Annotated in this window: 25 protein-coding genes and 4 pseudogenes; 8 read left to right on the top strand and 21 right to left on the bottom strand. The window is 50.8% G+C overall.

Translation table 11 applies throughout. The features are described from left to right. Positions 1-383 precede the first annotated feature (383 nt). A complete protein-coding gene (locus tag PPOP_RS08665) occupies positions 384-845 on the bottom strand; it encodes a hypothetical protein (RefSeq protein ID WP_148277875.1) in 462 nt (153 codons plus the stop codon). A gap of 406 nt (positions 846-1,251) precedes the next feature. Here PPOP_RS08665 and PPOP_RS08660 point away from each other — a divergent pair, with 406 nt between their 5' ends. Next, a complete protein-coding gene (locus tag PPOP_RS08660) occupies positions 1,252-2,133 on the top strand; it encodes a C40 family peptidase (RefSeq protein ID WP_006285846.1) in 882 nt (293 codons plus the stop codon). Between the two features lie 197 nt (positions 2,134-2,330). On the opposite strand, the gene hprK is transcribed toward PPOP_RS08660, so the two are convergent. Further along, positions 2,331-3,236, bottom strand: a complete 906-nt coding sequence (gene hprK / locus PPOP_RS08655) for an HPr(Ser) kinase/phosphatase (RefSeq protein WP_006285844.1) — start codon at positions 3,234-3,236, stop codon at positions 2,331-2,333. 408 nt (positions 3,237-3,644) lie between these two features. Here hprK and PPOP_RS08650 point away from each other — a divergent pair, with 408 nt between their 5' ends. Further along, positions 3,645-6,491 (top strand): 2-oxoglutarate dehydrogenase E1 component, encoded by a 2,847-nt coding sequence (locus tag PPOP_RS08650; RefSeq protein WP_006285843.1) that lies wholly within the window; start codon positions 3,645-3,647, stop codon positions 6,489-6,491. A gap of 17 nt (positions 6,492-6,508) precedes the next feature. Beyond that, positions 6,509-7,708: a 2-oxoglutarate dehydrogenase complex dihydrolipoyllysine-residue succinyltransferase gene (gene odhB, locus PPOP_RS08645; protein ID WP_006285842.1), complete on the top strand. Its 1,200-nt coding sequence runs from the start codon at positions 6,509-6,511 to the stop codon at positions 7,706-7,708. 71 nt (positions 7,709-7,779) lie between these two features. Here the strand turns inward: odhB and PPOP_RS25095 are convergent, their stop codons facing one another. Both PPOP_RS25095 and PPOP_RS24065 read right to left on the bottom strand, forming a co-directional pair. Next, positions 7,780-7,911 carry a hypothetical protein gene (locus tag PPOP_RS25095; RefSeq protein WP_267879066.1) on the bottom strand — a complete coding sequence of 44 codons (132 nt, stop codon included), beginning with the start codon at positions 7,909-7,911 and terminating at the stop codon, positions 7,780-7,782. Beyond that, positions 7,899-8,516: an amylo-alpha-1,6-glucosidase gene (locus PPOP_RS24065; protein WP_006285841.1), complete on the bottom strand. Its 618-nt coding sequence runs from the start codon at positions 8,514-8,516 to the stop codon at positions 7,899-7,901. Before PPOP_RS24065 ends, PPOP_RS25095 begins: the two co-directional genes overlap by 13 nt. 58 nt (positions 8,517-8,574) lie before the next feature. On the opposite strand from PPOP_RS24065, the gene PPOP_RS24060 reads away from it, so the two are divergent. After that, positions 8,575-8,742 carry a hypothetical protein gene (locus PPOP_RS24060; protein ID WP_234399744.1) on the top strand — a complete coding sequence of 56 codons (168 nt, stop codon included), beginning with the start codon at positions 8,575-8,577 and terminating at the stop codon, positions 8,740-8,742. Here PPOP_RS24060 and PPOP_RS24055 read toward each other — a convergent pair. The 3 genes and pseudogenes from PPOP_RS24055 to PPOP_RS08630 form a co-directional block, all read right to left on the bottom strand. Further along, positions 8,665-9,006, bottom strand: a pseudogene (locus PPOP_RS24055) (glycogen debranching N-terminal domain-containing protein); the annotation flags it as partial. The gene PPOP_RS24060 and the pseudogene PPOP_RS24055 sit on opposite strands and share 78 nt — an antisense overlap. A 4-nt stretch (positions 9,007-9,010) precedes the next feature. Continuing rightward, positions 9,011-9,742: a sugar ABC transporter permease gene (locus tag PPOP_RS24050; protein ID WP_006285840.1), complete on the bottom strand. Its 732-nt coding sequence runs from the start codon at positions 9,740-9,742 to the stop codon at positions 9,011-9,013. A 24-nt stretch (positions 9,743-9,766) separates the two neighbouring features. Then, positions 9,767-10,459, bottom strand: coding sequence for a helix-turn-helix transcriptional regulator (locus PPOP_RS08630; protein WP_006285839.1), 693 nt, complete (start codon positions 10,457-10,459; stop codon positions 9,767-9,769). 166 nt (positions 10,460-10,625) lie between these two features. Between PPOP_RS08630 and PPOP_RS08625 the strand changes: the two genes are divergently transcribed. Beyond that, the gene (locus PPOP_RS08625; protein WP_006285838.1) at positions 10,626-12,914 is read left to right on the top strand and encodes a glycoside hydrolase family 65 protein; all 2,289 of its coding nucleotides are present in this window, start codon (positions 10,626-10,628) and stop codon (positions 12,912-12,914) included. A gap of 46 nt (positions 12,915-12,960) precedes the next feature. Further along, complete coding sequence (gene pgmB / locus PPOP_RS08620) at positions 12,961-13,632, top strand: beta-phosphoglucomutase (protein WP_006285837.1); 672 nt, start codon at positions 12,961-12,963, stop codon at positions 13,630-13,632. Positions 13,633-13,769: 137 nt separating this feature from the next. Here the strand turns inward: pgmB and PPOP_RS08615 are convergent, their stop codons facing one another. The 4 genes and pseudogenes from PPOP_RS08615 to rnhA all read right to left on the bottom strand — a co-directional run bounded on the left by PPOP_RS08615 (position 13,770) and on the right by rnhA (position 15,803). After that, complete coding sequence (locus PPOP_RS08615; RefSeq protein WP_006285835.1) at positions 13,770-14,483, bottom strand: YebC/PmpR family DNA-binding transcriptional regulator; 714 nt, start codon at positions 14,481-14,483, stop codon at positions 13,770-13,772. Positions 14,484-14,580: 97 nt separating this feature from the next. Next, positions 14,581-14,703, bottom strand: a pseudogene (locus PPOP_RS21830) (transposase); the annotation flags it as partial. Continuing rightward, positions 14,692-14,874 (bottom strand): annotated as a pseudogene (locus tag PPOP_RS20345) (spore coat protein); the annotation flags it as partial. The pseudogenes PPOP_RS20345 and PPOP_RS21830, both read right to left, overlap by 12 nt. Before the next feature lie 284 nt (positions 14,875-15,158). Next, positions 15,159-15,803 carry a ribonuclease H gene (rnhA, locus tag PPOP_RS08605; RefSeq protein WP_042228032.1) on the bottom strand — a complete coding sequence of 215 codons (645 nt, stop codon included), beginning with the start codon at positions 15,801-15,803 and terminating at the stop codon, positions 15,159-15,161. Positions 15,804-16,104: 301 nt separating this feature from the next. On the opposite strand from rnhA, the gene PPOP_RS08600 reads away from it, so the two are divergent. Beyond that, on the top strand, positions 16,105-16,614 hold the full coding sequence (locus PPOP_RS08600; RefSeq protein WP_006285832.1) for a DUF4825 domain-containing protein: 510 nt from the start codon (positions 16,105-16,107) through the stop codon (positions 16,612-16,614). Between the two features lie 270 nt (positions 16,615-16,884). Here the strand turns inward: PPOP_RS08600 and PPOP_RS08595 are convergent, their stop codons facing one another. From PPOP_RS08595 to PPOP_RS25090, 3 genes are all read right to left on the bottom strand, one after another. Beyond that, positions 16,885-18,645, bottom strand: coding sequence for an ABC transporter ATP-binding protein (locus PPOP_RS08595; protein WP_042228030.1), 1,761 nt, complete (start codon positions 18,643-18,645; stop codon positions 16,885-16,887). Continuing rightward, complete coding sequence (locus tag PPOP_RS08590) at positions 18,635-18,913, bottom strand: PqqD family protein (protein WP_006285830.1); 279 nt, start codon at positions 18,911-18,913, stop codon at positions 18,635-18,637. Before PPOP_RS08590 ends, PPOP_RS08595 begins: the two co-directional genes overlap by 11 nt. A 289-nt stretch (positions 18,914-19,202) precedes the next feature. Continuing rightward, positions 19,203-19,325 carry a hypothetical protein gene (locus tag PPOP_RS25090; protein WP_006285829.1) on the bottom strand — a complete coding sequence of 41 codons (123 nt, stop codon included), beginning with the start codon at positions 19,323-19,325 and terminating at the stop codon, positions 19,203-19,205. A gap of 330 nt (positions 19,326-19,655) precedes the next feature. Between PPOP_RS25090 and PPOP_RS08585 the strand changes: the two genes are divergently transcribed. Then, positions 19,656-20,396, top strand: coding sequence for a carbohydrate deacetylase (locus PPOP_RS08585; RefSeq protein WP_006285828.1), 741 nt, complete (start codon positions 19,656-19,658; stop codon positions 20,394-20,396). 44 nt (positions 20,397-20,440) lie between these two features. Here the strand turns inward: PPOP_RS08585 and PPOP_RS08580 are convergent, their stop codons facing one another. The 7 genes and pseudogenes from PPOP_RS08580 to PPOP_RS08550 form a co-directional block, all read right to left on the bottom strand. Beyond that, on the bottom strand, positions 20,441-21,424 hold the full coding sequence (locus tag PPOP_RS08580) for an SPFH domain-containing protein (protein ID WP_042228028.1): 984 nt from the start codon (positions 21,422-21,424) through the stop codon (positions 20,441-20,443). Between the two features lie 61 nt (positions 21,425-21,485). Continuing rightward, positions 21,486-22,283, bottom strand: a complete 798-nt coding sequence (locus tag PPOP_RS08575; RefSeq protein WP_006285824.1) for a TPM domain-containing protein — start codon at positions 22,281-22,283, stop codon at positions 21,486-21,488. Continuing rightward, positions 22,280-23,317 (bottom strand): TFIIB-type zinc ribbon-containing protein, encoded by a 1,038-nt coding sequence (locus tag PPOP_RS08570; RefSeq protein WP_006285823.1) that lies wholly within the window; start codon positions 23,315-23,317, stop codon positions 22,280-22,282. Before PPOP_RS08570 ends, PPOP_RS08575 begins: the two co-directional genes overlap by 4 nt. 29 nt (positions 23,318-23,346) lie before the next feature. Continuing rightward, positions 23,347-24,030 carry a PspA/IM30 family protein gene (locus tag PPOP_RS08565; protein WP_006285822.1) on the bottom strand — a complete coding sequence of 228 codons (684 nt, stop codon included), beginning with the start codon at positions 24,028-24,030 and terminating at the stop codon, positions 23,347-23,349. Positions 24,031-24,414: 384 nt separating this feature from the next. Further along, positions 24,415-24,807 (bottom strand): type II toxin-antitoxin system death-on-curing family toxin, encoded by a 393-nt coding sequence (locus PPOP_RS08560; RefSeq protein ID WP_006285821.1) that lies wholly within the window; start codon positions 24,805-24,807, stop codon positions 24,415-24,417. Further along, positions 24,808-25,110, bottom strand: coding sequence for an AbrB/MazE/SpoVT family DNA-binding domain-containing protein (locus PPOP_RS08555; protein ID WP_006285820.1), 303 nt, complete (start codon positions 25,108-25,110; stop codon positions 24,808-24,810). It abuts the gene before it with no gap. 259 nt (positions 25,111-25,369) lie between these two features. Continuing rightward, positions 25,370-25,618: pseudogene (locus PPOP_RS08550) on the bottom strand (transposase); the annotation flags it as partial. Between the last annotated feature and the right edge of the window lie 319 nt (positions 25,619-25,937).

The following is a 25,937-nucleotide window of genomic DNA, read 5'->3' as shown; positions in this document are numbered from 1 at the left end:
GGAATGTAAGGGGCTGACAAGTGCCTTTTTTTTGCATCTGATCTAAGCACTTTTACGCTGCAATTCTAGGCATTTTTAGTATGCAATAAACAGCCGTATAGCTGATAAAGATGATCTTGAATCTCCCGTGTGCTGACGCCTTTGGCATACAGCTCTCGGTCTAAGTCCTGTTTTGTGCTCAATATATTTACTTATGTCCTCTTCTTTTTTCTCTTTCAGCAATGATTTTATTTCATTTCTAAATTTATAAAGATTGTTATCAACCAACATGGAATATACATTTCTTTCTATTCTTATCAATCTTTTTTTCCGTTTATTACATCACACAACAAAACACCAACGGCACCAAAATTAGCAATTAACAATATTGTATTCATGATAATCTACGCAAAACATTCCTCATAGACTTCTGTGAACCCAAGTAATTCACCAGCTATAATAGCTACAGCTTTTGCCACCTCTTCAGTTAATGCCCCAACTTCTTTTTGTTTGGCTAAAGCTTTTAATGTCTTTGTTACACCACCAATTTTGTCTATCGCATCTTTTATTTTTTTTATCTTTACAACAGGAATCGCAGTACCCGCTACAAAAACCGTCATTCCAAGAGCGCATCTCCAAGCGCCTCTTTTTTTTCTAACTTTTTCACCTTTCTCATTTAAAAATGTGACATGAATATTTTTACTTTCAAAATACTTAGTTAACTCTTGAAGATCACCTCTTTCTAAAACATCATCAGGAATGGATTCAATAGCTTCCAACGAAGCAGCAAATTTAGAAATTTCTCTTTCAGTTATAGTTACCATTAAATTACATGCAAAGACCGATGAAGAAAACGTAAATGCCATATACATAGTATGCAAAATATGGAATTTATCAATTAAAATAATCTACTTCCACACCGAATCACCCGCCCCTCAAGTCCATAATCAAACTTCCTTGGAGAACGTAGCAGGTCATCTTCTCCAGCCATGGTTATATCGTATTCGCCCTATACTACCGCGGCAATATTCCCACTCGGGAAGCACCACAAAGCCGTACAACGAATGCTCCGCTGGATAGAGGAGATGGGGCGCTGATTTCGGCGCATTTGTCATACATAACTAGCCCGTTCCCTGCGCAAACTGCAATGTAGAAGCGTCGTCGCCTCTTACCAGGAGAGGGGATGCGCTGCTGCGGGAAATATAAGCCGAGTATAGTCTGAATCGGATACTTTCTTATCTACTTAATCAAAACAAATGAGGTGAAATCGCCATGAGGTACTCCGGCGTTCGTTTTTTGCTGCTGTGTTGCGCCGCATCATTGCTATGGATTTCGACATCCTGTACAAGGCCGAATCCGATTGAACCGCCTGGTCCGACGAGCACGGCACATCAGGACGGATCGCATATCGATGCAAAGGGCAACCGGCTGATTCCGCTGCGCGAAGCCGCGCATGTGCTCGGACTGCGGATGGAGGATGGAGATCAAGTCGTGCGCATCGGTTATACCGACGTCATCTATGAGCTCTATCCGGGACGCCCCGAAGCGCTTGCTTCCGGTCAATTGGTCACGCTGCCGCAAGCACCCGTCCAGATCAAGGGAACGCCATTCGTCACCATCGAATCGCTATCCCGGCTGCTCCAGGCTCCGGTGCAATGGAATTCAGAACGGCAGACCATCGATATCGGAGCGATCCGGAATGCAGGGCAGATGCCGCCCACCGACGGCATCTCGGGGCACAGGCTCCATATGACTGGGGCGGGGGTGGATACCCAGGACTTGATTCAATTTGCGAAGTCGTTCCTGGGGGTTCCGTACCAATTCGGTGCCGGCCCTTATGAAGAATCGAAGAAATTCGACTGCTCCTCCTTTACCCGGCATGTATTCGCGCAATATGGAATCAAGCTTCCGCGCCTGGCCAGAGATCAAGCCAAGCAAGGATCCGCTGTCACCCGGGATAATCTCAAGCGGGGAGATCTGGTCTTCTTCACTGTTCGCGGACGGTTTAAGGATGACGGGATTCCGGGACATGTCGGCATTTATATCGGTAACGGCAAGTTCATTCATACGTGGGGCGATCCGGGTGTCCAGATTAGCGACGTGGACGGTGGACACTGGGGCTCCGTACGCCTGTCGATGCGCCGGGTCATCTAACCGGAGGCCTGCTTGCACGATCAATCCAGATGGCGGGCAGACCCTCTACAGTCCACATCTGCGGGAAGCGAATGAAATGGCGCTTCATTCTTATCGCACGCGCCGGCTATACCGTAGCGAGCGTACTTACTACTGCCGGGAACTGAAAGACGGAGGCCGCCCTCACTTCGGCATAGGGTGGCCTCTTCTTGTGCTACTTACATGTTCAGCCGCGAGATGAATTCCTCCGCGGCGCTGTATCCCTGCTGCTGCAAGTAATAGTTGTTGGCGGCCGCCTCGACGAGGCTGGCGACATCCCGCCCAGGCTGAAGCTGAATCTGGACGGTCGGAACCTTGACGTCCATATATTCCGTGAACCGGGGCTCCAGCTCCAGCTCATTGTTCAGCTCGTTGTCCTTCCACCTCGCCAGCTCGATATCGAGCACGATCCGGGTCTCTTCCTGGAAGGCGCTGCGGCCGTAGATACGGGCTACGTTAATGAGCCCGATACTTCGTAAAGCAAGAAATTCGCGCGTCTTGCCGTCATGGGTGCCGATCAGCGTCTCCGGGTTCATCTTGCGCAGGACGACCGCGTCATCCGAGACGAGGCGATGCCCCCGGCGGATCAGCGTCAGCGCCGTCTCGCTCTTGCCGATGCCCGACTTGCCGCGCAGCAGGATACCGATGCCCGCCACGTTCATGCATACGCCATGCACCTGAATCTCGGGCGCTAGCATTTTCGTCAAATAAGAATCAACCAGTCCAATGAACTTCGATGTCGCCATGGAGGTGCGCAGCAGCGGGATGTCTTCCCGCCGGCAATGATCGATCAAGTATGTGAGCCCTTCCTGATCCCGAGTAACGACGAAGCAAGGGGGGTGGTATTTCACGACGTTTTTGATCCGGGCATCGCGCTCTTCCTCTGTCAACGTATGAAGGTACCCGATCTCCTTCAGTCCAAGCACTTGAATGCGTTCCTGTGGGAAAAATTCATAATACCCGGCGAATTCAAGTCCCGGACGGTGCACGCGTGTCTTTGAAATGGTGCGGTTCAGGCGGTTCTCGCCCGTCAGCACTTCAAGCTTGAACTTCTCCACGAGTTGTCGAATTATGACCGTTTTCATCTCATCACCTCATCGGATCCAATGTTCCTTATATTCTAACAAAATGGAGAATGAAAAACCCATCCATCGTGAAGTTTTTCACGATTTATTTTTGACCCGATCGAACAATTCCGCGAAAATGACGTTCCGACTGTCATCCATATCCTCGTCTTCGCCCGGTAAAGAAGCACAAGTTCAGGAAGACGTCCTGCGAAAACCGCCACACACAGCGCCAGAACGTCCCCGGCGGACATGCTTCAGAAAGTAGCCCCCGTCATTGTCTGCCCTATCATTTCTTCTCGTCCCAACATCCATTTTATTTTAATTTCTGACGAACAAGTGGTACACTAAGTGTAAACGCAAACATTGGGTAGGTCATTTTAGATATACTCATAGATTTGGCGTAATCCGTAAGGGGGTCTAGCATTCATGTCGGCTGCAGAGGTTACTGAGAAGGAAAGGGTATGGAAGGACTATTATGGACCCAATCTCGGGTACATCCAGGAACAGTACGAGCTATACGTTAACGATCCCGAATCTGTCGAAGCAAATTATCGGGACCTGTTCGCCCACTTCGGGCCGCCGCCGGCTTCCGTCGTTTTCCAAGTGGAAGGAACCGCTCCTCCGGCCTCACTGGACGGAGATAGATTACATAAAGTCGTCTCCGCCGTCAAGCTGGCCGGCATTATCCGCACCTTCGGCCATCTGGCGGCCGGTATCGATCCATTGGGCATTCATCCGCCTGTGGATACCCGCCGCTTCGAACCGGAGAACTACGGCTTGACTCGCACGGTTCTGGAAGCTCTGCCTGCCTCGATTGTGCTGAAGGAGGCGCCTGCCGGCGTCCATACCTGCTGGGATGCGATTGCGCATTTGCGCGAGGTGTACACCCAATCCATCGCGTACGAGTTCAGACATGTGCATGACGAGGAAGAATTGAAGTGGCTGCGCAGACATACGGAATGCCTCAATTCACCGGAGCCGCTTACTTCAGCCGAACGCGTGGCTCTCTTGAAACGGCTGATCGAGGTAGAACAGTTCGAGACGTTCCTGCACCGCACCTTCGTCGGGCAGAAGCGCTTCTCGATCGAAGGCACCGATGTTCTCGTACCTATGTTAGATGAACTCGTCCGCGCCTCCGCAGCCAACGGCGCTCAGCATATCCTCATGGGCATGGCCCATCGAGGCCGGTTAAACGTGCTCGCGCACGTGCTTGGGAAGCCGTATGGCAAGATTTTCTCGGAGTTCCATCACTCCTCGAATAAGGAACTGTTCCCGTCGGAAGGCTCGATGGGCATCAACTACGGCTGGACCGGCGACGTGAAGTACCATCTGGGCGCCGACCGCTCCGTTACCGAAGGCAATACCGAGCGGACCAAGGTTACGCTCGCGAACAACCCAAGCCATCTGGAGTACGTCAATCCGGTCGTGGAGGGCTTCTCCCGCGCCGCCCAGGATGACCGCAGCCAGCCGGGCTATCCGTGCCAGGATGCCAGCAAGGCGGTAACGGTGCTTATGCACGGCGACGCCGCCTTCCCGGGGGAAGGCATCGTCTCGGAGACGCTGAACTTCAACAAGCTCCGCGGCTTCCGGAACGGAGGCACGCTGCACATCATCGTCAACAACCGCATCGGGTTCACGACGAAGAGCGAGGATTCCCGCTCTACGCATTATGCGAGCGATCTGGCCAAAGGCTTCGAGATCCCGATCGTGCATGTGAACGCGGACGATCCGGATGCATGTATCGCGGCCGTTCGCATGGCGGTCGAATACCGGAGCGTGTTCAAGAAGGACTTCCTGATCGATCTGATCGGCTACCGCCGCCACGGCCACAACGAGATGGACGATCCGGAAGGAACGTCGCCGTTCGTGTACAGCAAGGTGAACCAGCATCCGACCGCTTATGTCATCTATGGCGAATGGTTGAAGCAGGAAGGCTTGGTGGACGACGCGCAGATCGAACAGATGAAGAAGGATGCCGAAGCCGTCCTGCTGCAGGCGTATGACAAGATGAAGGAGACGACCGACCGGGCGTACCGCCACAACACGGGCGTACCGCCAAGCCGCTTGTCCGGCAACGGTACCGCCGTGCCGCTCAAGCAGCTGCGGGAGATCAACCACGAGCTGTTGGAGGTGCCGGAGGGCTTTCAGATCTATCCGAAGCTGCAGCGCATTTTGCAGCGCCGGGCCAACGCGCTCGATGAGGGCCAAAAGGTCGACTGGGCGCTTGCCGAGACGCTGGCGTTCGCGACGATCCTGGCGGAAGGGCAGCCGATCCGCATCACCGGGCAAGATACCGAGCGAGGCACCTTCTCACAGCGCCATCTCGTGCTGCATGACTATAAGACGGGCGAGACGTTCTCGCCGCTGCACCGCATCCCGCAAGCAAAAGCCTCTTTCGCTATTTATAACAGCCCGCTGTCCGAGGCGTCTGTACTCGGGTATGAATACGGGTATAACGTATTCGCGCCAGAGACGCTGGTTATCTGGGAAGCGCAATACGGTGACTTCGCCAATGCGGCGCAAGTCATGTTCGACCAGTTCATCGCGGCCGGGCGGGCGAAATGGAACCAGAAGTCCAATCTCATCGTTCTGCTGCCGCATGGCTTCGAAGGCCAAGGGCCAGAGCATTCGAGCGCCCGCCTGGAGCGGTTCCTGCAATCGTCCGCAGAGCATAACTGGACGGTTGTCAATCTGACCAGCGCGGCGCAATACTTCCATCTGCTGCGCCGCCAGGCCGCGATCGGCGGAACCGATGAAGCGCGTCCGCTTATCGTCATGGCGCCGAAGAGCCTGCTGCGCAACCCGCAGATCGCCTCTCTGGGCCGCGAGTTCAGCGAAGGACGCTTCTATCCGGTGAGGGATGAAGCCGTGGAAGGGGAGCAGCCGAAGAAGGTGGAGCGCCTCATTCTGGCGACTGGCAAGATGGCAGTCGATCTGCAGACCGAACGGGAGGCATCGGATCAGGATCACTCCTGGCTGCATATGATCCGCGTCGAACAGCTATATCCGTTCCCGCAGGAAGAGATTGTAGCTATTATCGGACGCTATCCGGCCCTGAAGGAGATCGTCTGGGTACAGGAAGAGCCGAAGAATATGGGCCCCTGGACGTACATGGAGCCGCGGATCCACGAAGTGGCTCCGAAAGAGGTGTCTGTCCACTATATCGGACGTCCGGAGCATTCCAGCCCGGCGAACGGGTATGCGGATGTCCATAGCTTCGAACAACGGCAAATCATTATGGAATCATTGCATCGCTCGATAAAAACGAATTAACCTGGGAGGTTACGGTCATGGCTGAAATCAAAGTGCCTGATCTTGGAGAATCTATATCGGAAGGAACCTTGCATAAATGGCTTGTCAAAGTAGGCGACACGGTGAGTCAAGGAGATCTTCTCGCCGAGTTGGAAACCGATAAAGTCAATCTGGAAATCAGCGCCGAAGTGAGCGGAGTCATTGAATCTATCCTGAGAAGGGAAGGCGAGAATGTTGCCGTCGGCGAAATCATCGCCTTCATCGGATCTGGATCGGGAGCAAGTGCTCCCGATCCAAATCCGGCGGCTCCGGCAGCAGCGCCGGCTCCCGTGCCTGCGCCTGCTGTGGATAGCGGCGTATACCATGCCTCTCCGGCAGCGCGCAAGCTGGCGAGAGAGAAGGGCATCGACTTGAACGACGTGTCTGCACGCGACCCGATCGGCCGCGTCCAGCATGATGATGTGCAGGCGAACGCGGCCCGTCCGGCGGCAGCGCGCGCGGCGGCTCCGGCTTCCGGTATGGCTGCCGATCCCGCCAGGCCGATCGAGCGCCAACGCATGTCTCGCCGCCGTCAGACGATCGCGACCCGCCTGGTGGAGGCACAGCAGACGGCAGCCATGCTGACGACGTTCAACGAAGTCGACATGACGGCAATTCTCGATATTCGCAAGCGACGCAAAGACGCCTTCAAGGAAAAGCATCATGTAGGTCTCGGCTTCATGTCGTTCTTCACCAAGGCGGTCGTCGGCGCATTGAAGACTTACCCCTTGCTGAACGCCGAAATCGATGGACAAGATATTCTCGTGAAGAAGTTCTACGATATCGGCATCGCCGTCGCGGCGAAGGAAGGCCTCGTCGTGCCGGTCGTTCGCGACGCGGATCGCCTCAGCTTCGCGGAGATGGAGCGCTCTATCGGCGAACTGGCATCGAAGGCCCGCTCCAACTCGTTGGCGCTGTCCGATCTGCAAGGCGGCTCGTTCACGATTACGAACGGCGGTGTCTTCGGTTCCCTGCTATCGACGCCAATCTTGAACGCGCCGCAGGTCGGCATCCTCGGCATGCACAAGATTCAACTGCGTCCGGTCGCTATCGATGAAGAGTGCTCGGAGAACCGTCCGATGATGTACATCGCCCTCTCCTACGATCACCGCATCGTCGATGGGGCGGAAGCGGTCGGATTCCTGGTTAAGGTGAAGGAGATGCTGGAGGATCCGGAGATGCTGCTCCTCGAAGGATAATCATGCGTCACCTTTGAAATACGTCTCAGTCAGCCGGCTCTGCGGAGCCGGCTGTGCTGGGCGTTATTCCCTTACAGAATCAATTCAAATCCCGTCGTATTCTCCAAAATCTCAACAGCGAACGACTCCCCGTCGCGGCGGATGACACTTACCGACAGATGGCCCGAACCGATGGCGATGCGCTCGGCCTTCAATCGATCCATTCCTTCCGGAAGGAACGGCGAGAGCGCGATCTCCCGCTTGGCGGCATCCGGGTCAATCCGAGCATGGCCTGCAGGAAGACGATCGACGTTCCCGCCGACCAGGCCTGCGGAGAACATGTTGTCGGATATGGGACCGGATGGCCGGTCTCGGCTCTATGGCCGCAGAACAATTCAGGCAGCCGCTGATATTCGAAGAAGGAAGAAGCCTGGAGCAGGCCCGATATAACCCGTGCCGCCTCCTGCTTGAAGCCAAGCTTGCCCAGCCCGAGCAGAATCATCGCATTGTCATGCGGCCATACGCTGCCGTTATGATAGCTCATCGGATAATAGCCTGCCGCGTTCGTGCTCATCGTGCGGATGCCGTATCCATTGAACATATCGTCCTTCATCAGGCGCTGGGACAGCGCCTTCGCCCGGGAAGCCTCCGGCAAGCCGGTCATCAGCAGATGGCCAGGATTGGAGGTGACACTGTGGACCTGGCGTTGGACTTTGTCGAGCGCAATCGCATAGCATTGCTCGTCCTCCATCCAGAAGGAGGACTCGAAGCGGGCGCGAAGCTGCTCCGCTTCCTCCTCCAAGCGCTGTGCCCACTCGGCTTCGCCCATGGCAGCACGCCTCGAGCTTCCGTAGCCCTTCTTCATACGTCAATGGTTTAGCTGCCGGATGATGATCCGACGACGGCGTGATGAAGAACGTAATCTCCTGCTGCTGGCGCGCGTCCAGCGACAGCGGGAAGCGCACCGTGCCGCTCGCATCCGCCGTGCCTTCCGCGTCCCACGCGATGCGCGTCGATCTTCTCACGTTGTCGGCCCCGAGATACGAGAGCGTTAATTCCCGGTCGCCCGCCTGCGTCTCCTCCTGCTTGCCCACTTCGCCGGTGCGATACTTCCGGACCAAGAACATGTCCTGGAAATCCGCATCGAAGAAGGCCGAAAATTCGAAATCGACCGGATGCGTAAAATAGTTCGTTAACGTGCAGCGCTCATATAAAATGCCGTCATAACTCGTGTAGAGAAAAGGAAGGGCAAACAAGAGCCCAATCAAAATCGCGGCGATATATAGCAACAGCCGTCCGGTTCTGCTTCGGGTCTTCATGCGCTCACCCCTTCTCGTCCAATAGTTTTTTTTGCAGGAACGTGATAAACATAATGATGAAGAAGAACAGCACGACGGCCGCACTTCCGTAACCGATGTTCATATAACGGATCCCGTGCTGGTAGAAATACGTCACGACCTTGCTCGTCGCACCGGTCGGCGAACCGAGTGCGCCGTATCTGGAGATGGCCGCGATCTGGTCATAAATCTGGAATCCGGTAATGGTGGAGACGGAGACGATGAAGAACGTAATCGGTCTCAACGGCTCGTGGACGAATTCCTTCTCCAGGTAAGACATGTTCATATATTGACTGTTGCTTCGGCCAATAATGAGATGATCATGGCCATGGTAAATAATAGCCGAATCGATTAGATCGGAGTATAGCATGATGCCGTTCAGGATCAGACCGTTCACCGTGTCGAAATCCCGTCCCCGTTCCAGCATCGGATACGGCTTCATGCCATATTCCTTGCGCATAATCTGATAAATGGTCGATTCCTGGAGCGGGAACATGGACAAGCGCAGCAGAGGCTGCAGCGACGTATCGATATTGTTCATAATCTGCCGATTGTTCTCAACCGCGGCATCCAGCATTGTATTCCGGTTATAGTCGACATATACCCAGGACACAATGCCGCCGATCAGCAATAGCGGGACGATAATAAAGCAAGAAAATGCCGCGATTAATTTCTTCTCGAGGCTCCAATGCAATATTTTTTGCTTCAGTTTGTTCATCGCTGATTCCTACTTTTTTCAGGTTTACTTGCCGGAATGATCCCTGCGGAACTGCCTCGGCGTCATGCCCGTAAATTTTTTGAAGATCTGAGTATAGTAGCTTTGGCTGCAGAACTTGAACAAGAAAGCGATTTCCGAAATGGACTGATTCGTATATATGAGCAGATGCTTCGACTCCTCCACCTTCTTCGCGTGAATGAACGAAGTAATGGATATGCCGGTCTCGCGCTTGAAGCAATCCGACAAATAACTCGGATGCACGTCAATACGGGATGCAATCGCTTTCAAAGTAAGGTCTTGAAAAATATGCTCCCGAATATAATGCACCGAACAATTAACGATATGCGAATAGGGCAGCACTTCCTTCTCCCGCCGGATGGTGGCGATGAACTGTATCAGCATCTCGTACTCGAACAGATTGAGCCGCTCGATGTCACTCATCCGCTCGATCTCCAAAATCAGCGTATCACTAAGCTGGAAGGCGGTCTCCGCATCGACGCCACCCTTGATAATCGCCCGAGTGAACAGCGTGCAGGAAGCAATCAAGGCATTCTTCCTGGAGCGCAGCGGATAGGAAGCCAGCACGGCGCCTTCCAGTTGATTGATGCGATTCAGCATATCGAGCGCCTTGTGCTCGTCCCCGAACCGAATCGCCTCCAACAATTGTTGTTCATCATCGAACGGAGGATGAACGTAATTATCCCGCAAGTACTGCATGCGGGACGACAAGAAACTCGGCCGCTCCCCTGCTTGAAACGACTTGTTCACGCCTCTCTCTCCATTCACCTAAAAATATTGATAATAATCTAAATATTTTAGTATAATCTTATCCTTTTCCGAACTAAAATTCAAATCATAATCATACAAAGGGGGCTGTGAAACCATGAGCTGGACCATTTCCAACCGTGATTTGACATCGGACGCACTGCTCAATATGGAGAGTATCTTTGCTCTTGGCAACGGTTACTTGGGCGTGCGGGGCAACTTCGAAGAAGGCTGCGGGGAAGCCATGCCGACGATTCGCGGCACCTATCTGAACGCTTTTTACGATGTAATCGATATACCTTACGGGGAGAAACTCTTCGCCTTCCCGGATACGCAGCAGAAGCTGGTCAACCTTATCGACGCCCAAACTATCCGGATCTATGCCGGCGAGGAGGAAGAACCATTCCGCCTCGATCAAGGCGAAATCACTGCCTTCGAGCGTCGCCTTCATCTGGACAAGGGATATTCTGAACGCACGGTGCGCTGGACCTCGCCATCGGGCAAGGAGCTGAAGCTGACCTTCCGCCGATTGGTGTCGTTCATCCGCAGGGAACTGTTCGCCATCCACGTCTTGATTGAACCGGTCAACTTCACGGGCGCAATCAAGATTATCTCGACCATCAACGGCAACGTGACGAACTACACCAACCCGAATGACCCCCGCGTCGGCGCAGACCATGCCAAGCGTCTGACCATAGCGGACTTCGGAACCACGGGCCCGTACGGCTATGTCGTGGACGAAACGATGGCCTCCGGACTGCAGGCGGCCTGCGTGGCCCGCCACCACTTCGACGGCGAGGCGAAGGAAGCTTGGGAAGCGGCTTCCGGACAGGTCGTCTATACGGCAACTGCCGATGTTTCCGGGCCGGTAAGTTTCACGAAATACAGCATCTATACCGATACGCCGCGCCACGGCGACGGTCTGGTGAAGCAAGGCATCACACTTCACGATCAGCTTGCGGCGCTGTCGTTCGACGATCTGCTTGCCGAGCAAGCGCTCTATATGAAGTATTTCTGGAAGTCGGCAGACATCGCCATCGAGAAGGATGACAAGCTGCAGGAAGGCATCCGCTTCAATCTGTACCAGCTCCTTCAATCGGCAGGACGGGACCGGCACAGCAACATCTCGGCCAAGGGCTTGAGCGGAGAAGGCTACGAAGGCCATTATTTCTGGGATACGGAAATCTACTTGTTCCCGATCTTCCTGATGACGCAGCCGGAGATCACCAAGCATCTGCTGCTGTACCGCTATTCGATTCTGGATCAGGCGAGAGCGAGAGCACGGGAGATGGGACATCGCCAGGGCGCGCTGTTCCCATGGCGTACGATCGCGGGGACGGAATGCTCGTCCTTCTTCCCGGCAGGCACGGCGCAGTACCATATCAGCGCCGATATCGCTTATAGCTATATTCAATATTATCTGGCTGAGCTGGACGACGAGTTCCTGCTATCCTACGGAGCCGAGGTGCTTATCGAGACTGCCCGCCTCTGGGCGGAGATCGGGCACTATCATCAAGGGGCCTTCCATATCGACGAGGTCACCGGTCCGGATGAATACACCTGCCTGGTCAACAACAATTACTATACGAACGCGATGGCCAGGCATAACCTGAAATGGGCGGCCAAGAGCTGCGCCATCCTGCAATCCTACGATGCGGCGGGGCTGAAGGCGCTGTGCGATCGTCTCGGCGTCACATCTGAGGAGATCGAAGCGTGGGAGAAGGCGGCGGCGGCGATGCTGCTTCCGTATGACGAAGAGCTCGGCATCAACCCGCAGGATGACACGTTCCTGCGCAAGGCGGTATGGGACTTCGAGAATACGCCGAAGGACAAGTACCCGCTCCTGCTTCATTATCATCCGTTGACCATTTACCGCTATCAGGTCTGCAAGCAGGCGGACACCGTGCTGGCGCATTTCCTGCTGGAGGATGAGCAGGATCTCGACACCATCCGTCGGTCTTACGACTATTATGAACGGATCACAACGCATGACTCCTCCTTGTCCTCCTGTGTCTTTAGCATCATGGCCGCCAAGATCGGCGACGTGGACAAGGCATACAATTACTTCATCGAGACGGCGCGCCTCGATCTGGACAATACACACGGCAATACGAAGGACGGCTTGCACCTCGCCAACATGGGCGGAACGTGGATGTCGATCGTATATGGCTTCGCCGGAATGCGCCTGAAGGAGAGCGGGCTGTCGCTTGCGCCGGTCCTGCCGGCGGCATGGGAGCAGTACGCCTTCCGCCTCACCTTCCGGGGACGCCTGATCGCCGTGCGCGTCGCCGGCACTGGCGTCACACTTGAGCTGCTGGAAGGCGATAAGTTGGATATCGCCTTGTACGGCGAGCCGGTAAGCCTGGATAAGACCGGAGCGGTTCACCGTCCGCCCGATGCAAAGTAGTAAGGGCTCGAAGAACAAACTTGAACCTATGGGAGGAGCGATAGCTATGAATCACACAAGTTCGCTGCAGGCTGTCCTGTTCGATCTGGATGGCGTCATTACAGATACGGCCGAGTATCATTATTTGGCCTGGAATGCGATGGCCGAAGAGCTAGAAATCCCGTTCAGCCGCGAATTCAACGAGAATCTCAAAGGCGTCTCGCGCATGGATTCCTTGAAGCTCCTGCTCAGCCAAGCGCCAACGCCGCCGTCCTATACAGGAGAGGGGCTGGAACATCTGGCGGATCGGAAAAACAAGCTGTACCAAGAGCTGATCGATAAGGTGACGCCCGCCGACCTGCTACCCGGCATCGCGGACTTCATTGCCGATAGTAAGCGGCACGGCGTGAAGATGGGGATCGCTTCCGCCAGCAAAAACGCACTGGCGGTCATCAGCCGCCTCGGCATTGCGGATCAATTCGACGTCATCGTGGATGCCGCGAAATTGAAGAACAACAAGCCCGATCCGGAAATATTCCTGACCGGCGCAGCGGCGCTGAACGCCGATCCGCGCTACTGCATCGGGGTCGAGGATGCCGTAGCGGGCGTGGACGCCATCAAGGCAGCGGACATGTTCGCGGTAGCAATCGGAAGCCTGGCCGCCTTCCCGCACGCCGACCTGGTGCTGAAGAGCACGTCGCAGCTCCGGTTCCAAGACTTGGCGAAGCGGTTCTCCTAAGCCGCGCTATGTCATGGCGAACAGGCAGAGCGGATGTCTCTGCCTGTTTTTGTTGTTCGCGCATCATCCGGCCATTTGAAGGCTCGGGATGGGTCGGCAGACCGCCGGCCGAACCCGGAACGCTTTCCTCACGGCTGCTATTGATCGACGTTGTGATAGACCTGCTGTACATCATCCAAATCTTCCAGGGCATCAATCAGTTTATCAAATTGCGCCTGCACGTCTTCCGGAAGGGAGACATCGCTTTGAGGCAGCATCGTCAGCTCCGCCACGGTGAATTCCGAGGTACCCGCTTCGCGCAGCGCGTTCTGGACTGCATGGAACTGATCTGGCACTGCATAGATGATGACCGCCTCGTCCTCCTCGAGGATGTCGCGGACATCCAGATCCGCATTCATCAGAATCTCCAGCACTTCCTCGGCGGTCTTGCCTTCCAGACCAATGACGGCGGTCTGATCGAACATATAAGTGACCGAACCGCTGACACCGAGGCTGCCGCCGTTTTTGTTGAATGCAGCACGCACCTCGGACGCTGTCCGATTTACGTTGTTGGTCAAGGCGTCCACAATGACCATCGTCCCATTCGGACCGAAGCCTTCGTAGCGCAGCTCGTCATAGTTTTCGTCCGATCCGCCTTTGGCCTTCTCTATCGCACGATCAATGATCGCTTTCGGCACATTGTATGTTTTGGCGCGCTCAATTACAAACTTCAAGATTTGGTTCGATTCGGGGTTCGGCTCCCCCTGCTTCGCAGCCACATAAATCTCTCTGCCGAATCGGGCATATATACGACTCGTGTTCGTATCCTTGGATGCTTTCTTTTCCTTAATATTATTCCATTTACGCCCCATCTGTACTCGCTCACTTTCCACATTGAATGTCCACAATCCTATTTATAATAATATCTCTTCACCGAATCTTGAGCAACAATAGTCACAAAACATATAGTAGCTTATGTGGATATGTCCCGTTCCGGTACCCCTTGCGTTCCTCTGCTCGTTCATAGCGGTCTGCATCCAATTGTTCGGTCAGCTGCGCTTGTCATGCTTGATTCAATACGGATTCCAGCAGCTTCGGCAGGTCGTATGAAGGATAGTATCCGCGATCCAGCATGTAATGGAACACTTTCGCATGCAGGCCGATCGCGGCATTGAGCTGCTTCTTCAGCGTCTGGCGCAGCGTCGGCGTCTCGGTCGCTATCAGATGGTTTGCCTGGAACGCGGTCTACTCATGCATCTCCATCGTCTCGTGCCATGCCAGATGCTTCTTCAATGCGGCAAGCCGGGCAGATGAAGACGTAATATTCCTTCTCCGTATTGATCCCCGTCTTCCCAATCCAGTTGCCCAACAAACTTCTCGTGGCCGAGCAGCATACGCCTTCAAACGCTTGATATCCCCGCTCGACAGCGAGGCGCATACCTCCTCGCGGCTCTTCTCATAAGGAAGAACCCACTCCACTGGATTGTAGGACTGCGGCGTGTGCATGAGCTGCAATATTTCCACCGAATCCGTAATCTGCTCTCTCCCTATTTCCGGCCATAATCGGCCTTGATCTCTCCCCATGCCTTCGTGTCCCATTTCAGCACTTTGTTGTGGTAGGTGTTCGTCTGAAGCCAGGCAAGCGCCCGATCTACGAGATTCCAGATCTCCTTCGTAGACTCGCTGCGTTCCAGGGTAGTGGCTACCTTTTTCTCCCGCACCCATTTCATAGCGGTTCGGGAGTCGCTATACACCGTCTGATTGCTGCCCTTCCCTTTCAAATACGCCAGCGAGTGAACGATGGCCAGGAACTCTCCCAGATTGTTCGTGCCGTTCGGAATCGGGCCAATGGCAAATAACACCTCGCCCGTCCGCGTCGACACACCCCGGTATTCCACCGGACCCGGATTGCCTCTCGTGCCGACATCGACGGAGATACTGTCGTAATCCACCTCGGCTGGCGGAGCGCTGGAAGCCGAGCTTCCCCGGGCTGGCGAGCCTGTCCCGTCCTTCTTCTTGCCCCAATGCTGCTGCCAGCCTTCCCGATAGGCCTGCTCCGCCGCGGCCTTGGAAGGAAAGGATTTGTACTTGGCATCTTTATAGTTATCCGTCTGCGCCTTGCATTCCACCCAGCTTGTATAGATGCCCGGACGATGACCGGCCCATACAACGTAATATTTTGCCTGTGCCATGATGATATTCGCCCCCACTCGTTAACAAATACATGTCTTCTTCCGGGTCCCCAGCTTCACCTCGGATGATTATGAATGTATTATATCACGCCTTCAAAAAAATAAATCTTTACAAAAATGGAGCTTGATGCTAGTTTTATTGGTGTGCACGTTTCCTGATATTACCTCTTAATGGCCAAAACCGTTGAACAGCAGTCCAATATCGTCAACTATATGCAGTATGAGTTCAATGAGGCGAACAAGGAATTGGAATGACGCCAGCCTTCGAAATCGAAGGCTGACCGAACAGGGAGGACTATCAATGGAAGTGAGCAGACCTTTTATTTTGCTATTTGTCCTGTTGTTGGCGCTGGCGGGTTGCGACTCGAACAGCCGTAACGCAGGCGCTGGAGACAAAGACATTTTCAAGTACAAAAATTCCTATGTCGGCGACACCAGCGCCGTCGGCAACATTCTGGGGATGCTTCCGCAGGGCGGCCGATTGAAGCAGTTCTCATTGGGCACGACCGAGAAGCCTTACCGTATCACGATGCAATACAATGAGGCAGCTTCTCCGATGAGCGAAAGCGAGATTCGAGAGACCGTCATTTTCAACGCCACCTTTTTGTTCGCCTTGGTAAAGAATGTCGATCAGATCCGCCTGGAGCTGGAGGGCCAGAGCTACCTCATCACCAGAGAACAATTGCAGAGCTGGTACGGCAAAGACCTGGATCAGTTCAAGAACGAACAAGATCTAAGAAATTTGACGCAAGAGTTCATACCGGATAAAGGCAAAGTGGATCAGTTATTTGCGAAGCTGCTGCAGCAATGACAGCGGGGGAAAAGGGGATTGTTAAAGGGTGGAAACCCCTTTGCCGGATCCCCGGGGCCACTGAATAACTTGCGTTTTCTATGGAACCAGCTTAACATCGCGACATACAAGACGGCTTTTGATTCCATAATTTGGTAATAACAACCATCTTTTCGCTATCTAATACTACCTTTATATTCAGGTTCTCTTACATCATATTGGATGTAAAATGCCCAATATCATCATTTCATTTGCTTTCCTTGCTTGGTTATCGCTTGTACAGCATACCCGCTAACCGGGAAAAGACTGCTTACTGACAGCCCGAAGCTTGAATTGCTTTTTATATAATTCACTATAAAAGCCGTTGGATTCCATTAGTTCATCATGTGTTCCACTTTCTATAATAGAACCGTTTTCTAATACTAATATTCGATCAGTATCTTTTATAGTGCTTAACCGATGCGCAACAATAATTACTGTCCTTCCATTAAACCATTTATACAATTCTTGACTCAGAGAAGTTTCGGTATTTGCGTCTAGAGCTGAGGTTGGTTCATCTAATAAAACAATTTTAGGGTCTCGCAAAATAGCACGAGCAATAGCCAGCCGTTGTTTCTCACCACCGGATAATCGAATACCTCTTTCGCCAACCAATGTATCATAACCCACTGGCAGCGACTCAATGAATTTGTCTATTTGAGCGATTTTCGTTGCTTTGCTTATTTCTTCCCTGGTTGCATCTTCTTTGGCATAGAGTAGATTGTTATATATGGTATCGTCCCATAATGTAGGGTTTTGATCGACAATTGTTACATTTTCTCGAAGTATGAGATATGGAATTTGTTTAATATTGATATTATCAAGCATTATTTCTCCTTTATCTGCAATTGAGAACTTCATGATTAGATCTAAGATCGTTGTTTTTCCTCCACCTGAGGGGCCGACAATACCTACGATTTCTCCTTGCTTTATTTTAAAAGTAACATTTTTTAATTTTCCTCTTCCGTCTTCGTATTCAAAAAAGACTTTGTCAAATGTGATAGTTCCTTCGATGATCTTATTGTTCATAAGCTGGGTGTTATCATCTAAATACTCATTAGTGCACAGAACTTCTTGGATATATAATTTAGCCGGTTGAACCATTTTGTATCCTACAAAAGCTCGTTGAATCGCTTCTATTGATGTATACAGCAATGGAATATAAACAGTGAATGCAAGCAACGAGCCAATTGATAGATTATTATTGATGATCTGCCATGCGCCAAAAGCTAAAATAATCCCTGTTCCTAAAGACTGCTCAAAATTGTTTAAAATTTGGGAGTACCAAACCCTTATGTAATCGGTTTCATAACGTAGCTTGCGATGTTCCTTAATCCATGATCTCACGTAATTTTTTTCTCTTTCTTCCTTTCCGAATATTTGTACCGTTTTCATTCCATGAATGACTTCATTAAAGTAACCGTCTGCTTTTGTTAGTAGGTAAAGTAATCGATTTGTTTTCTGTTCAGATTTTTTACCCAGTATTTGAGCAACACTAAAGATAATTGGAATCATTAAAAAAGAGAGCAAGGCAAGTTGCCAACTTAGAAAAAACATAAATATCGCTATACCAATAGCCATTAATGCATTGTTTATGCCCGGTATTAATTCATTCTGTATGAATACCTCTCCAATTTCACCGCATGAACGAGTTAATCTCCCTACCAGTTCTCCTGGTTTAAACTTATTCATTGTCCTAGGCGAGAAAGTTGCAATCCTATTAAAAAGTGCTTCCCTCAGTTGATCTGTAATTAATCCGCCAATTTTAATATTAACTTGAGTTGTAATAGAAACAAGGAGGGTGGATAAAATCGGCAAAATGATTAATCCCATGATAGTAAATAATAAAGTCGTTTGACTGTTTTGAAATAACGCAACATCAACTAAATATCTCATCAAAAGAGGAGATAGCAGAGACAATAAGGTCCCAATAACCATTCCCAATAACCCATATATGATTAATTTCATATTTACCAAAAGAAGATTAGAAATCTTAATTGATTTATTTATCATTTGCTTCAACTCGATTAGGGTTAACTATACCATCGTCCACCAACTTTTTAATGAACCTTCCGTATTCTACGGTAAGGGTTTCTGGGGAAGCCTCTATTTTTTCTTGTAACGTGGAGATGGCACTTATCTCATCTTTCGCGGAAATAATCTCTCTAAAAAAGAGATTTCCAATTTCGTTTAATTCATAATATTCACCAGTACGTGTATCAACAATGACATATTCATCATAAAGTTCAGAACACTTTATAAAAGTATTGATCTGATACATTGGAGTTATTCCCCTTTGCTTCATAGTGTGCAATATTGTTTGACCATAACTACAGCATATAAGCCCAGAGGCAGATGAAGTAAGCTTGGAGCATCAATGATTCTTAGGGTAGCAAGCATATGATTTTAAAAAAAACCGTAAATTTGTGAAGCGATTTTATACATATACACTTCTTCCATTGCATCAAGAGAGTTCACTTAATCCCTCCTCGCTTACTATGCATTTCAAAATCTGAAAGTGAAACAGAGACTCAGTTATGCCTGAGTCTCTGCGTGGGTGTTAAAACATTTTACAATAATGGCAAGCGTGAGTAGTACCAACCGTCATTATTGTTAGCTCCACCTTGTCCAACAATTTTCTCGATTGGACCAAGCTTTTTGATCTGAGGTGTGGTAAATGAAATCTTTTTCATAGATTTCACCCCCTACTCATTATGGGGCGCCCTACTCAAAGTATATATTAGATATATTACCTGATCAATACATAAGAGAAAAATATTATAAATAATATTGCGTTCGCTTGTTGCTTCTCCATAAGTTCTAGGATGTTATTCATGTCGTAACCTCGATCGATATCACCGTTTTACCATGAAGGAAACGCCTTAACAAGGGAAACCGATATCGGCATATGGGTCAATACTTCCCCACATTCATGGATTCGTAGCGCGAGCTGTGCACTCTTAGATAAGCCCTCACATACAATAAGAGCATGTTCATCACGTGAATGAAGGAGAGTCGCAGCCTTGGCCAAATATCTGATTATCAATGCCGATGATTTAGGATACTCCGAGCCTGTCAACACAGGGATTATGGAAGCCCAATCCTTCGGAATCGTGACCAGCAGCTCACTTATGGCAAATATGCCTTCCTTCCAGCAAGCTGTCGGGTGGGCGCTGCGTACTCCATCCTTAGGCGTGGGCTTGCATTTCAATTTAACCTGCGGAACTGCCATCGCTCCCCCTGAGTGCGTTCCATCCCTTACGGGAGGGGACGGCAGCTTCTCGGGACAGCGTCACGCCTGGAGAGAGGCAGAGATTGAAGTGGAATTGAATCATCAATTCAATAAGCTGGTCACTGCCGGAATTATGCCTACCCATCTGGATTCCCACCATCATATACATCTTGAGGCTCCCCAAGTATATGCCGTTATGAAGTCATTCGTCCAGCAGAGGAACATCCCAATGCGGCTTCTTCCTTGGTCCAACGAGCCGATCAGGAGGCCCTTGCGTACCGACCACCTCATACTGGATACGTATGATGCCGCTGACGGCTCGGCCCGGCTTCTGGATTATATTCATCATTTGCAAGAAGGAACAACCGAGATCATGTGCCATCCCCGGTACCTTGAGGACGATCAACCCCCCCGCACCGCACTGGACGCCAAGAATGGGGAACTCCGCGCCCTGACCTCTCCTATTCTGCAATACGCCATTCGAGTGCAGCGCATTCGCCTTATCCACTTTGGGCATTTGGCCAAAGTGTAAAAGCCGACCGTGCACGGTCGACTTTGGGATGGCGGCTGCCCGGGTCAGTTCAGCTTGTGACCGCAATTCGGGCAGAAGTTAGCTCCTTCGTTCTTGGCGCCGCAATTCGGACAAAAGTTGGGCTTTTTATTGCCTTCCTCAGGAGAAGCAGCAACGGGTGCCGCCTCAGCCGCAGACTTTTGGCTTTGATGCATATTTTTCATCATTTCATTGGCGATGTTCATCCCCATCATCATGCCCGCCATGTCCGAAGCGGCGCCCCCCCCTTTGACACGGCCGGAGGCAATGCCGTCCGTCATCGTTACCTGCTGGTACTTCTGCAGATTGCCGATCATCTCATGGGAAGCTGTCTTTGTAATCATATCTTGAATTTCTTGCGGATAATTGAAACTCATCACTTGAAAGCCGGTAATCGTCAGGCCGTTGTCCATCACTTGCATATCCAGATCTTCACGGATGCCTGCGGCTATATCGGAAGCATTCGCCTGCAGGTTGAACATGTCCTTCCCTTCGCGGCTGATCCACTTCATTAACAGCTGATCCAGCACGGAAGTAATCCGGATTTTTACATCCTCGACCAGATAACGGTCCTTCATCCCAGCTACCTTATCGATCAGCATCACGTAGTCGTTCACTTTGAAATTCAACGTGCCGTTGGCACGAATCGGCATGCCGCCCGGAAGCTGCGGAGACGGGATCAGAACCGGGTTCTGCGTCCCCCAGCGGACGGTGAACTCCTTCGTGTTCACGAACAGGACTTCCACCCTCATCCCGCTGTTGAAGCCGAATTTGAACCCTTTTAACGTGGACAGGAACGGGATGATATCCGAATCAATGCTATACTCCCCTTCGTCCTTGAAAATCCCTTCGATCTTGCCGTTATTTACGAAAATCGCGTCTTGTCCGGCGCGGATCATTAACTTGGAGCCTTTTTTAATCTCCCGGTTGCTCCATTTCCAAAAAATCATATCATCTCTAAACTCTTCCCACTCCACTACATTCGCAAACTGATTGCTGAAGATTCCCATCCTCATCCCGTCCCTTCAACTAAAAATGTCATGAATCAAAAGCGGACCTTTAGAACTGCCCCTAAAATGATCCTCTGCTGCCGCTATGCGAATGGCCGCCTGAAGTGGTCCCTCCGCCTCCGCCGCTTGAGCCGCTGCTGCTGCTCCGTTCAATTCTCCGTCTCGTGGTGCTGGTATGAAGATACCTGTCCTCACGATCGACGACGCCTGAAGTGCTGGCATTCTCGTAAGTCCGGGAAGTGACCGTAACCCGGCCGCCTGAATGAAGGACCATCAAGGTAACGCTGCCCCCTCCGATGACCAGCGCGATGCCCAATTGCACCCACGTATTGAATAAGAGATTGTCCGGGTCAACCCCTGGACGGAATCCCATATATTTATGAGCGAGCTGGATATATTTTTGGAAAGCGAGCTTATATTCGCCGTCTGACATAGATGAGGATATATTTCTTCGGATCTTATCCAGCCTGCCCTCATCCAGATAGGTCTCTTCTTTAGGAAATCCGGCCAAATACACTTCCCGATGCGTCATGTCCACCATCAAAATGGCGGCATTGCCATGCGGCTTATCATAACCGGGCCCATAATTATCGTAGAAATCCTGCGTCATGGCCTTCACGTCATAAGCTTCCGGGCCATTGATCGTAACAATGATAAAGTCCGTTTCCCTCTCGGCTCCGTATTGATTCGCCAACGCATTCAGTTCTTCAACCTCCTGCGCAGTAAGCAGTTCCGCTCTATCGAAAATCAACTGCTTTGCCTTCGTTGCAGCCGCTTCGCCCGCAATGATGTCCATCGGAATGGCCAGCATCATGAGGAAGAAGAACAGGAAGGCGAGGGTCGCTCTCTTCCTTCTCACCAGAATCCACCTCCCGAAATCCAGGAGGACACCGCGTGCATAACGAGAAATGAAGCGGCCGAAATCCCGGCAAACCATGCGGCCACTTTCCCTTTGCTAATCGGAGGCTTGCCAACCACCTTGCCCGTCTGGCCGTTCATGGCAAACGTATACTCCTTTTTATGGTAGTCATAGTTCACCATCCATACCGGAAGCAGCACATAATCGGCACGCTCCAGCTCTGTATCAATCTTGACATCGGTATAGTTCACGGTCGTATACCCCGATACCGTCGATTTCACATAAGTGTGGATATATTGTTCTACCTTATGTTTAACCCGGGGGTAGAGTTGTTCCCCGTTATAGCTGTACTTTTCGGCAATGTAACCGGCCAGATACGGCGTTTTGAAGCCTTCCAGCTTCTCATAAGGAAAAGGCTCCAATTTGTCCATCAGTTTATCATTCATTTTCTTCGATGCGTCAATCGGCACCCTAACATAATCGAGCCGGATTTCCCTGTACACATCATAATAATCCGTTTTCGTATACTCGTAGTCTCCCGATCTGTACATGCTCACTCTCGTGGCACGGGCATGCGCCTCAACTTCATGATGCAAATCATATAGCCAAAACGGCACATACAACCCGGTGATCCCTTTGATTCGATCCGCTGTCATAAACCCGCGTGGCGTCACCAAGCCGCCTCGGCACCATTTACGGAAGGCCTTCATCGCTTGTTCCTTACTGATGGAAAAAGGAATTATCTTCGCCGGAGCCAGTTCCCCGGTCAGCCGATCGCCGAGCACGACGGCCGAACCGCAGAAGCTGCAATTCGTTGCGCTCGTCTCTTCATCAGTCATAATGACAGCGCCGCAGCTCTTGCAGTGATATTCCTTGGTCTTATCTTCTTCCGTGAACACTTGCTTCGCCAAAGGATCGGAAATTTGCTCGATATTGTCTTCCCTTCCGCAGCTGCGACAAGCTAACATCCCTGTCTCCGCATTGAACTCCATCCCACTGCCGCAGTTCGGACATTTATATTCGATAACCGGCATTTGCTCTCACCCCTATTACACAGAAGCCATTATTTCTTGTTATTCATTTTCTCTTTGAGTGCAGCCAATTCATCTTCCGCATTGGTGGACGGATTTGCATTCGTACGCATATCCTGCTCCAATTGCGCAATCAGGTCATCCAGATCGTCTTCCTTCACTCCTGCCCGAAGCTCGGCGAGAGCCATCGCTTCATCAAGGGCGCGATTCGCCTTCTCCTCCAAGACATCGAACGAGGCATTGACATCGCCCAAGGAAGAGCCGCCGGAATTCATTTTCGCTGCTGCCAGCTTTCCTTTCAGCTCCGCATGCCGCGCTTCCAGCCGGCCTATATCCGATACCAGCTTATCCTGCATTTTCTTTATCTTTGTGGCGTTGGCCGAAGCCAATTCATAGGCCGTGTGCAATTCACTCTGTTTCCCTGCCAGCGCTGCCTTCCTCTCGAGGAACTTGAGCGCATCCTCTTCCTTGCCGGCTTCCACAGACTTCTCAGCATAACGCTGCAGCTTTCTGATCTCGGCATTGCATTCATCCAAAGCCCTGCGGGCCCTTCCCTCATCCGCCAGCACCGAAGCCGTCTCCGCCTTCACCTTGCCCAAGTCATGATTCAAGCTTCGCATATATTGATCAATCGTCTTCTCCGGGTCTTCCGCCTTATCCAATAAAGCATTCACATTGCTCGCCATAATATCCCTGAACCTCGACAAGATTCCCATGTTTCGCTCCTCCTCGACAAGATTCCATCTTATCTTATAATACAGGAAAATGGGGAGGGAGGTTTCATTTCGAGCAAATTGGCTGCATGGTGAATTTGGGTAAAATACACTGGTTGTTCGGAATAGGCAAACGTATCTAAAGAGTTCTGGAATGATTGCGTCGCTTCCATTCGCGGCAGCGTTCCAAAATAACCGCCTCGATTATGCGATAATTCTCGATGGTGTCTTTCACATGATAGATCGTTGACAAGCCGGCCGCCAATATTTCCGTGAAATCAACGGCCGTATAAATATCGCGTTATATGGGAATCCAGCTAAGTGACTAATATCTGTGGAGGAAGAGACCAGCTACCAAAAACCAGCAGATATCTCCGCCGCCCCATCTTACATTTTGATGAAATTTTCTGCAAAAATTTGAGCCATATCTGCAATAGAATATTTCCCATTCACAATGTCTACCATGAAATTCACTGCAAATTCCCGTTCCATTTTTAGATGATAGCCGTTAATTTTAAGGAATGATTTTACAGACAAGTAAGCCGTTCGTTTATTTCCATTATGAAAGCAATGGTTTCTAGCCAAAGAATCAACCAACGCAGCTGCTTTCTCAAATAATGTTGGATACGCATCCTGGCCAAATACACTTTGCTGCGGCCTATGAACGGCAGATTCAAGCAGAGAATGATCTTTAACGCCCGCTTGTTCCATATCGCGCATCTGCTTCATCATGAAGTAGTGTCCGGCCACCACTTCTTCTTTGGTCAAATACTTTACCATTTATCGGTCCCTTAGGTCATTAAATATGTCCTTATCCTCATGAAAAACATCATAAAATGCTTCTAACACTTCAGGCCGCACATGTTCAGGCAAATTCGATTTCCAAACCTTTTTGATTACGATTTCTCCCTGGTCATTTTCGAAAAATTCAATCTCGTCACCCTGTGTAACATTCATTTTTTCTGCAAGTCTCTTTGGTAAACTAATCCCTAAACTATTGCCCATTCGGCCTATTTTACGAGCGTATCGAGTCCTCTTCGTTGTGTCACGGTCTTTTTCCATATTGACCACACCATTCATCATAATGTTTTCTCCTCATTGTATGATCCAAACGTACAAAAATTATACCTTACTAATGTAATAACTTAATAACATTCTAACAGAAAATACTAAGGAGTAATGCAAAAACCCGACCTCATGCAGAGGCTACTGAAGAACTTGTGGTTTTGACGGAATAACTAAAAAGTGCACGAAAAAAGACGGCCCTTATCCCGATTTTGTGGGATGGGGTCGTCTTTGGCTGTTCAGGGAGGGCTTTACGAGCTCTTTTACGACGAGTCTCTTACTTCATCCGTTTTAATATTCTCTTTATATTTACAGCAAAAATAGCCATCGCACCTTGTAACTCCATGCCAACAAGACCCGAAGATGACGCTGCGTCATAACCGTGCCTGTGTTTGAGTTCGCTGTTCTTTGCTTCAATCTTATAGCGTTCCTTCTCCTTTTCCTTAACGGACTCGCTTTCCTGGAACGCCATTTGTTCGGTGTGCTCGCCAGATTTAATACTCACCGAATAGGTTTTGGTTTTTGCGCTTTAGAGATTCGCGGGGGAACAGCAACATCTTCGATACCAGATGGACTATACCTGGAGCTGCGAGGGACTGCTCAAAGAGAAGCAGTCCCTTGTGTTTATGTTAGAGCCTCCTTATCGAAGGTGTACTATACAATTACTTTTCGTCCGACGGCACAACATTTGTAAAGAAGTTTATAAAAGTTTCATCTGTAATTGAATTGTCCCCTTTAACGAATGCTTGTTTTGTCAATATCGCTCGAAAATTCCCCAAAAGTATCGCTCGAAAATTCCCCAATTTCATCGGTCGGCTTCAGCATCGCCTATTGAATCAGGACGA

It is taken from the genome of Paenibacillus popilliae ATCC 14706 (assembly GCF_000315235.1).
Taxonomy (GTDB): Bacteria; Bacillota; Bacilli; order Paenibacillales; family Paenibacillaceae; genus Paenibacillus_B; species Paenibacillus_B popilliae.
The sequence above is the reverse complement of the archived record's forward strand: the minus strand, read 5'-3'. Positions and strand labels throughout refer to the sequence as shown.

Bases quoted from the DNA above. Each gene is read 5' to 3' on its own strand.
- PPOP_RS08565 (WP_006285822.1), bottom strand. From the start codon at position 24,030: ATGGGAATCTTGTCGAGGTTCAGGGATATTATGGCGAGCAATGTGAAT.
- PPOP_RS24050 (WP_006285840.1), bottom strand. From the start codon at position 9,742: ATGAACAAACTGAAGCAAAAAATATTGCATTGGAGCCTCGAGAAGAAA.
- PPOP_RS08665 (WP_148277875.1), bottom strand. From the start codon at position 845: ATGGCATTTACGTTTTCTTCATCGGTCTTTGCATGTAATTTAATGGTA.
- PPOP_RS25090 (WP_006285829.1), bottom strand. From the start codon at position 19,325: ATGAAAAAGATTTCATTTACCACACCTCAGATCAAAAAGCTTGGTCCA.
- PPOP_RS08570 (WP_006285823.1), bottom strand. From the start codon at position 23,317: ATGCCGGTTATCGAATATAAATGTCCGAACTGCGGCAGTGGGATGGAG.
- PPOP_RS08560 (WP_006285821.1), bottom strand. From the start codon at position 24,807: ATGGTAAAGTATTTGACCAAAGAAGAAGTGGTGGCCGGACACTACTTC.
- PPOP_RS08600 (WP_006285832.1), top strand. From the start codon at position 16,105: ATGGAAGTGAGCAGACCTTTTATTTTGCTATTTGTCCTGTTGTTGGCG.
- PPOP_RS08660 (WP_006285846.1), top strand. From the start codon at position 1,252: ATGAGGTACTCCGGCGTTCGTTTTTTGCTGCTGTGTTGCGCCGCATCA.
- PPOP_RS08580 (WP_042228028.1), bottom strand. From the start codon at position 21,424: ATGGGAATCTTCAGCAATCAGTTTGCGAATGTAGTGGAGTGGGAAGAG.
- PPOP_RS08630 (WP_006285839.1), bottom strand. From the start codon at position 10,459: ATGCAGTACTTGCGGGATAATTACGTTCATCCTCCGTTCGATGATGAA.
- PPOP_RS08615 (WP_006285835.1), bottom strand. From the start codon at position 14,483: ATGGGGCGTAAATGGAATAATATTAAGGAAAAGAAAGCATCCAAGGAT.
- pgmB (WP_006285837.1), top strand. From the start codon at position 12,961: ATGAATCACACAAGTTCGCTGCAGGCTGTCCTGTTCGATCTGGATGGC.
- hprK (WP_006285844.1), bottom strand. From the start codon at position 3,236: ATGAAAACGGTCATAATTCGACAACTCGTGGAGAAGTTCAAGCTTGAA.
- odhB (WP_006285842.1), top strand. From the start codon at position 6,509: ATGGCTGAAATCAAAGTGCCTGATCTTGGAGAATCTATATCGGAAGGA.
- PPOP_RS25095 (WP_267879066.1), bottom strand. From the start codon at position 7,911: ATGGATCGATTGAAGGCCGAGCGCATCGCCATCGGTTCGGGCCATCTG.
- PPOP_RS08555 (WP_006285820.1), bottom strand. From the start codon at position 25,110: ATGATGAATGGTGTGGTCAATATGGAAAAAGACCGTGACACAACGAAG.
- rnhA (WP_042228032.1), bottom strand. From the start codon at position 15,803: ATGGCACAGGCAAAATATTACGTTGTATGGGCCGGTCATCGTCCGGGC.
- PPOP_RS08625 (WP_006285838.1), top strand. From the start codon at position 10,626: ATGAGCTGGACCATTTCCAACCGTGATTTGACATCGGACGCACTGCTC.
- PPOP_RS08590 (WP_006285830.1), bottom strand. From the start codon at position 18,913: ATGTATCAGATCAATACTTTTATAAAGTGTTCTGAACTTTATGATGAA.
- PPOP_RS24060 (WP_234399744.1), top strand. From the start codon at position 8,575: ATGATGATCCGACGACGGCGTGATGAAGAACGTAATCTCCTGCTGCTG.
- PPOP_RS24065 (WP_006285841.1), bottom strand. From the start codon at position 8,516: ATGGGCGAAGCCGAGTGGGCACAGCGCTTGGAGGAGGAAGCGGAGCAG.
- PPOP_RS08650 (WP_006285843.1), top strand. From the start codon at position 3,645: ATGTCGGCTGCAGAGGTTACTGAGAAGGAAAGGGTATGGAAGGACTAT.
- PPOP_RS08595 (WP_042228030.1), bottom strand. From the start codon at position 18,645: ATGATAAATAAATCAATTAAGATTTCTAATCTTCTTTTGGTAAATATG.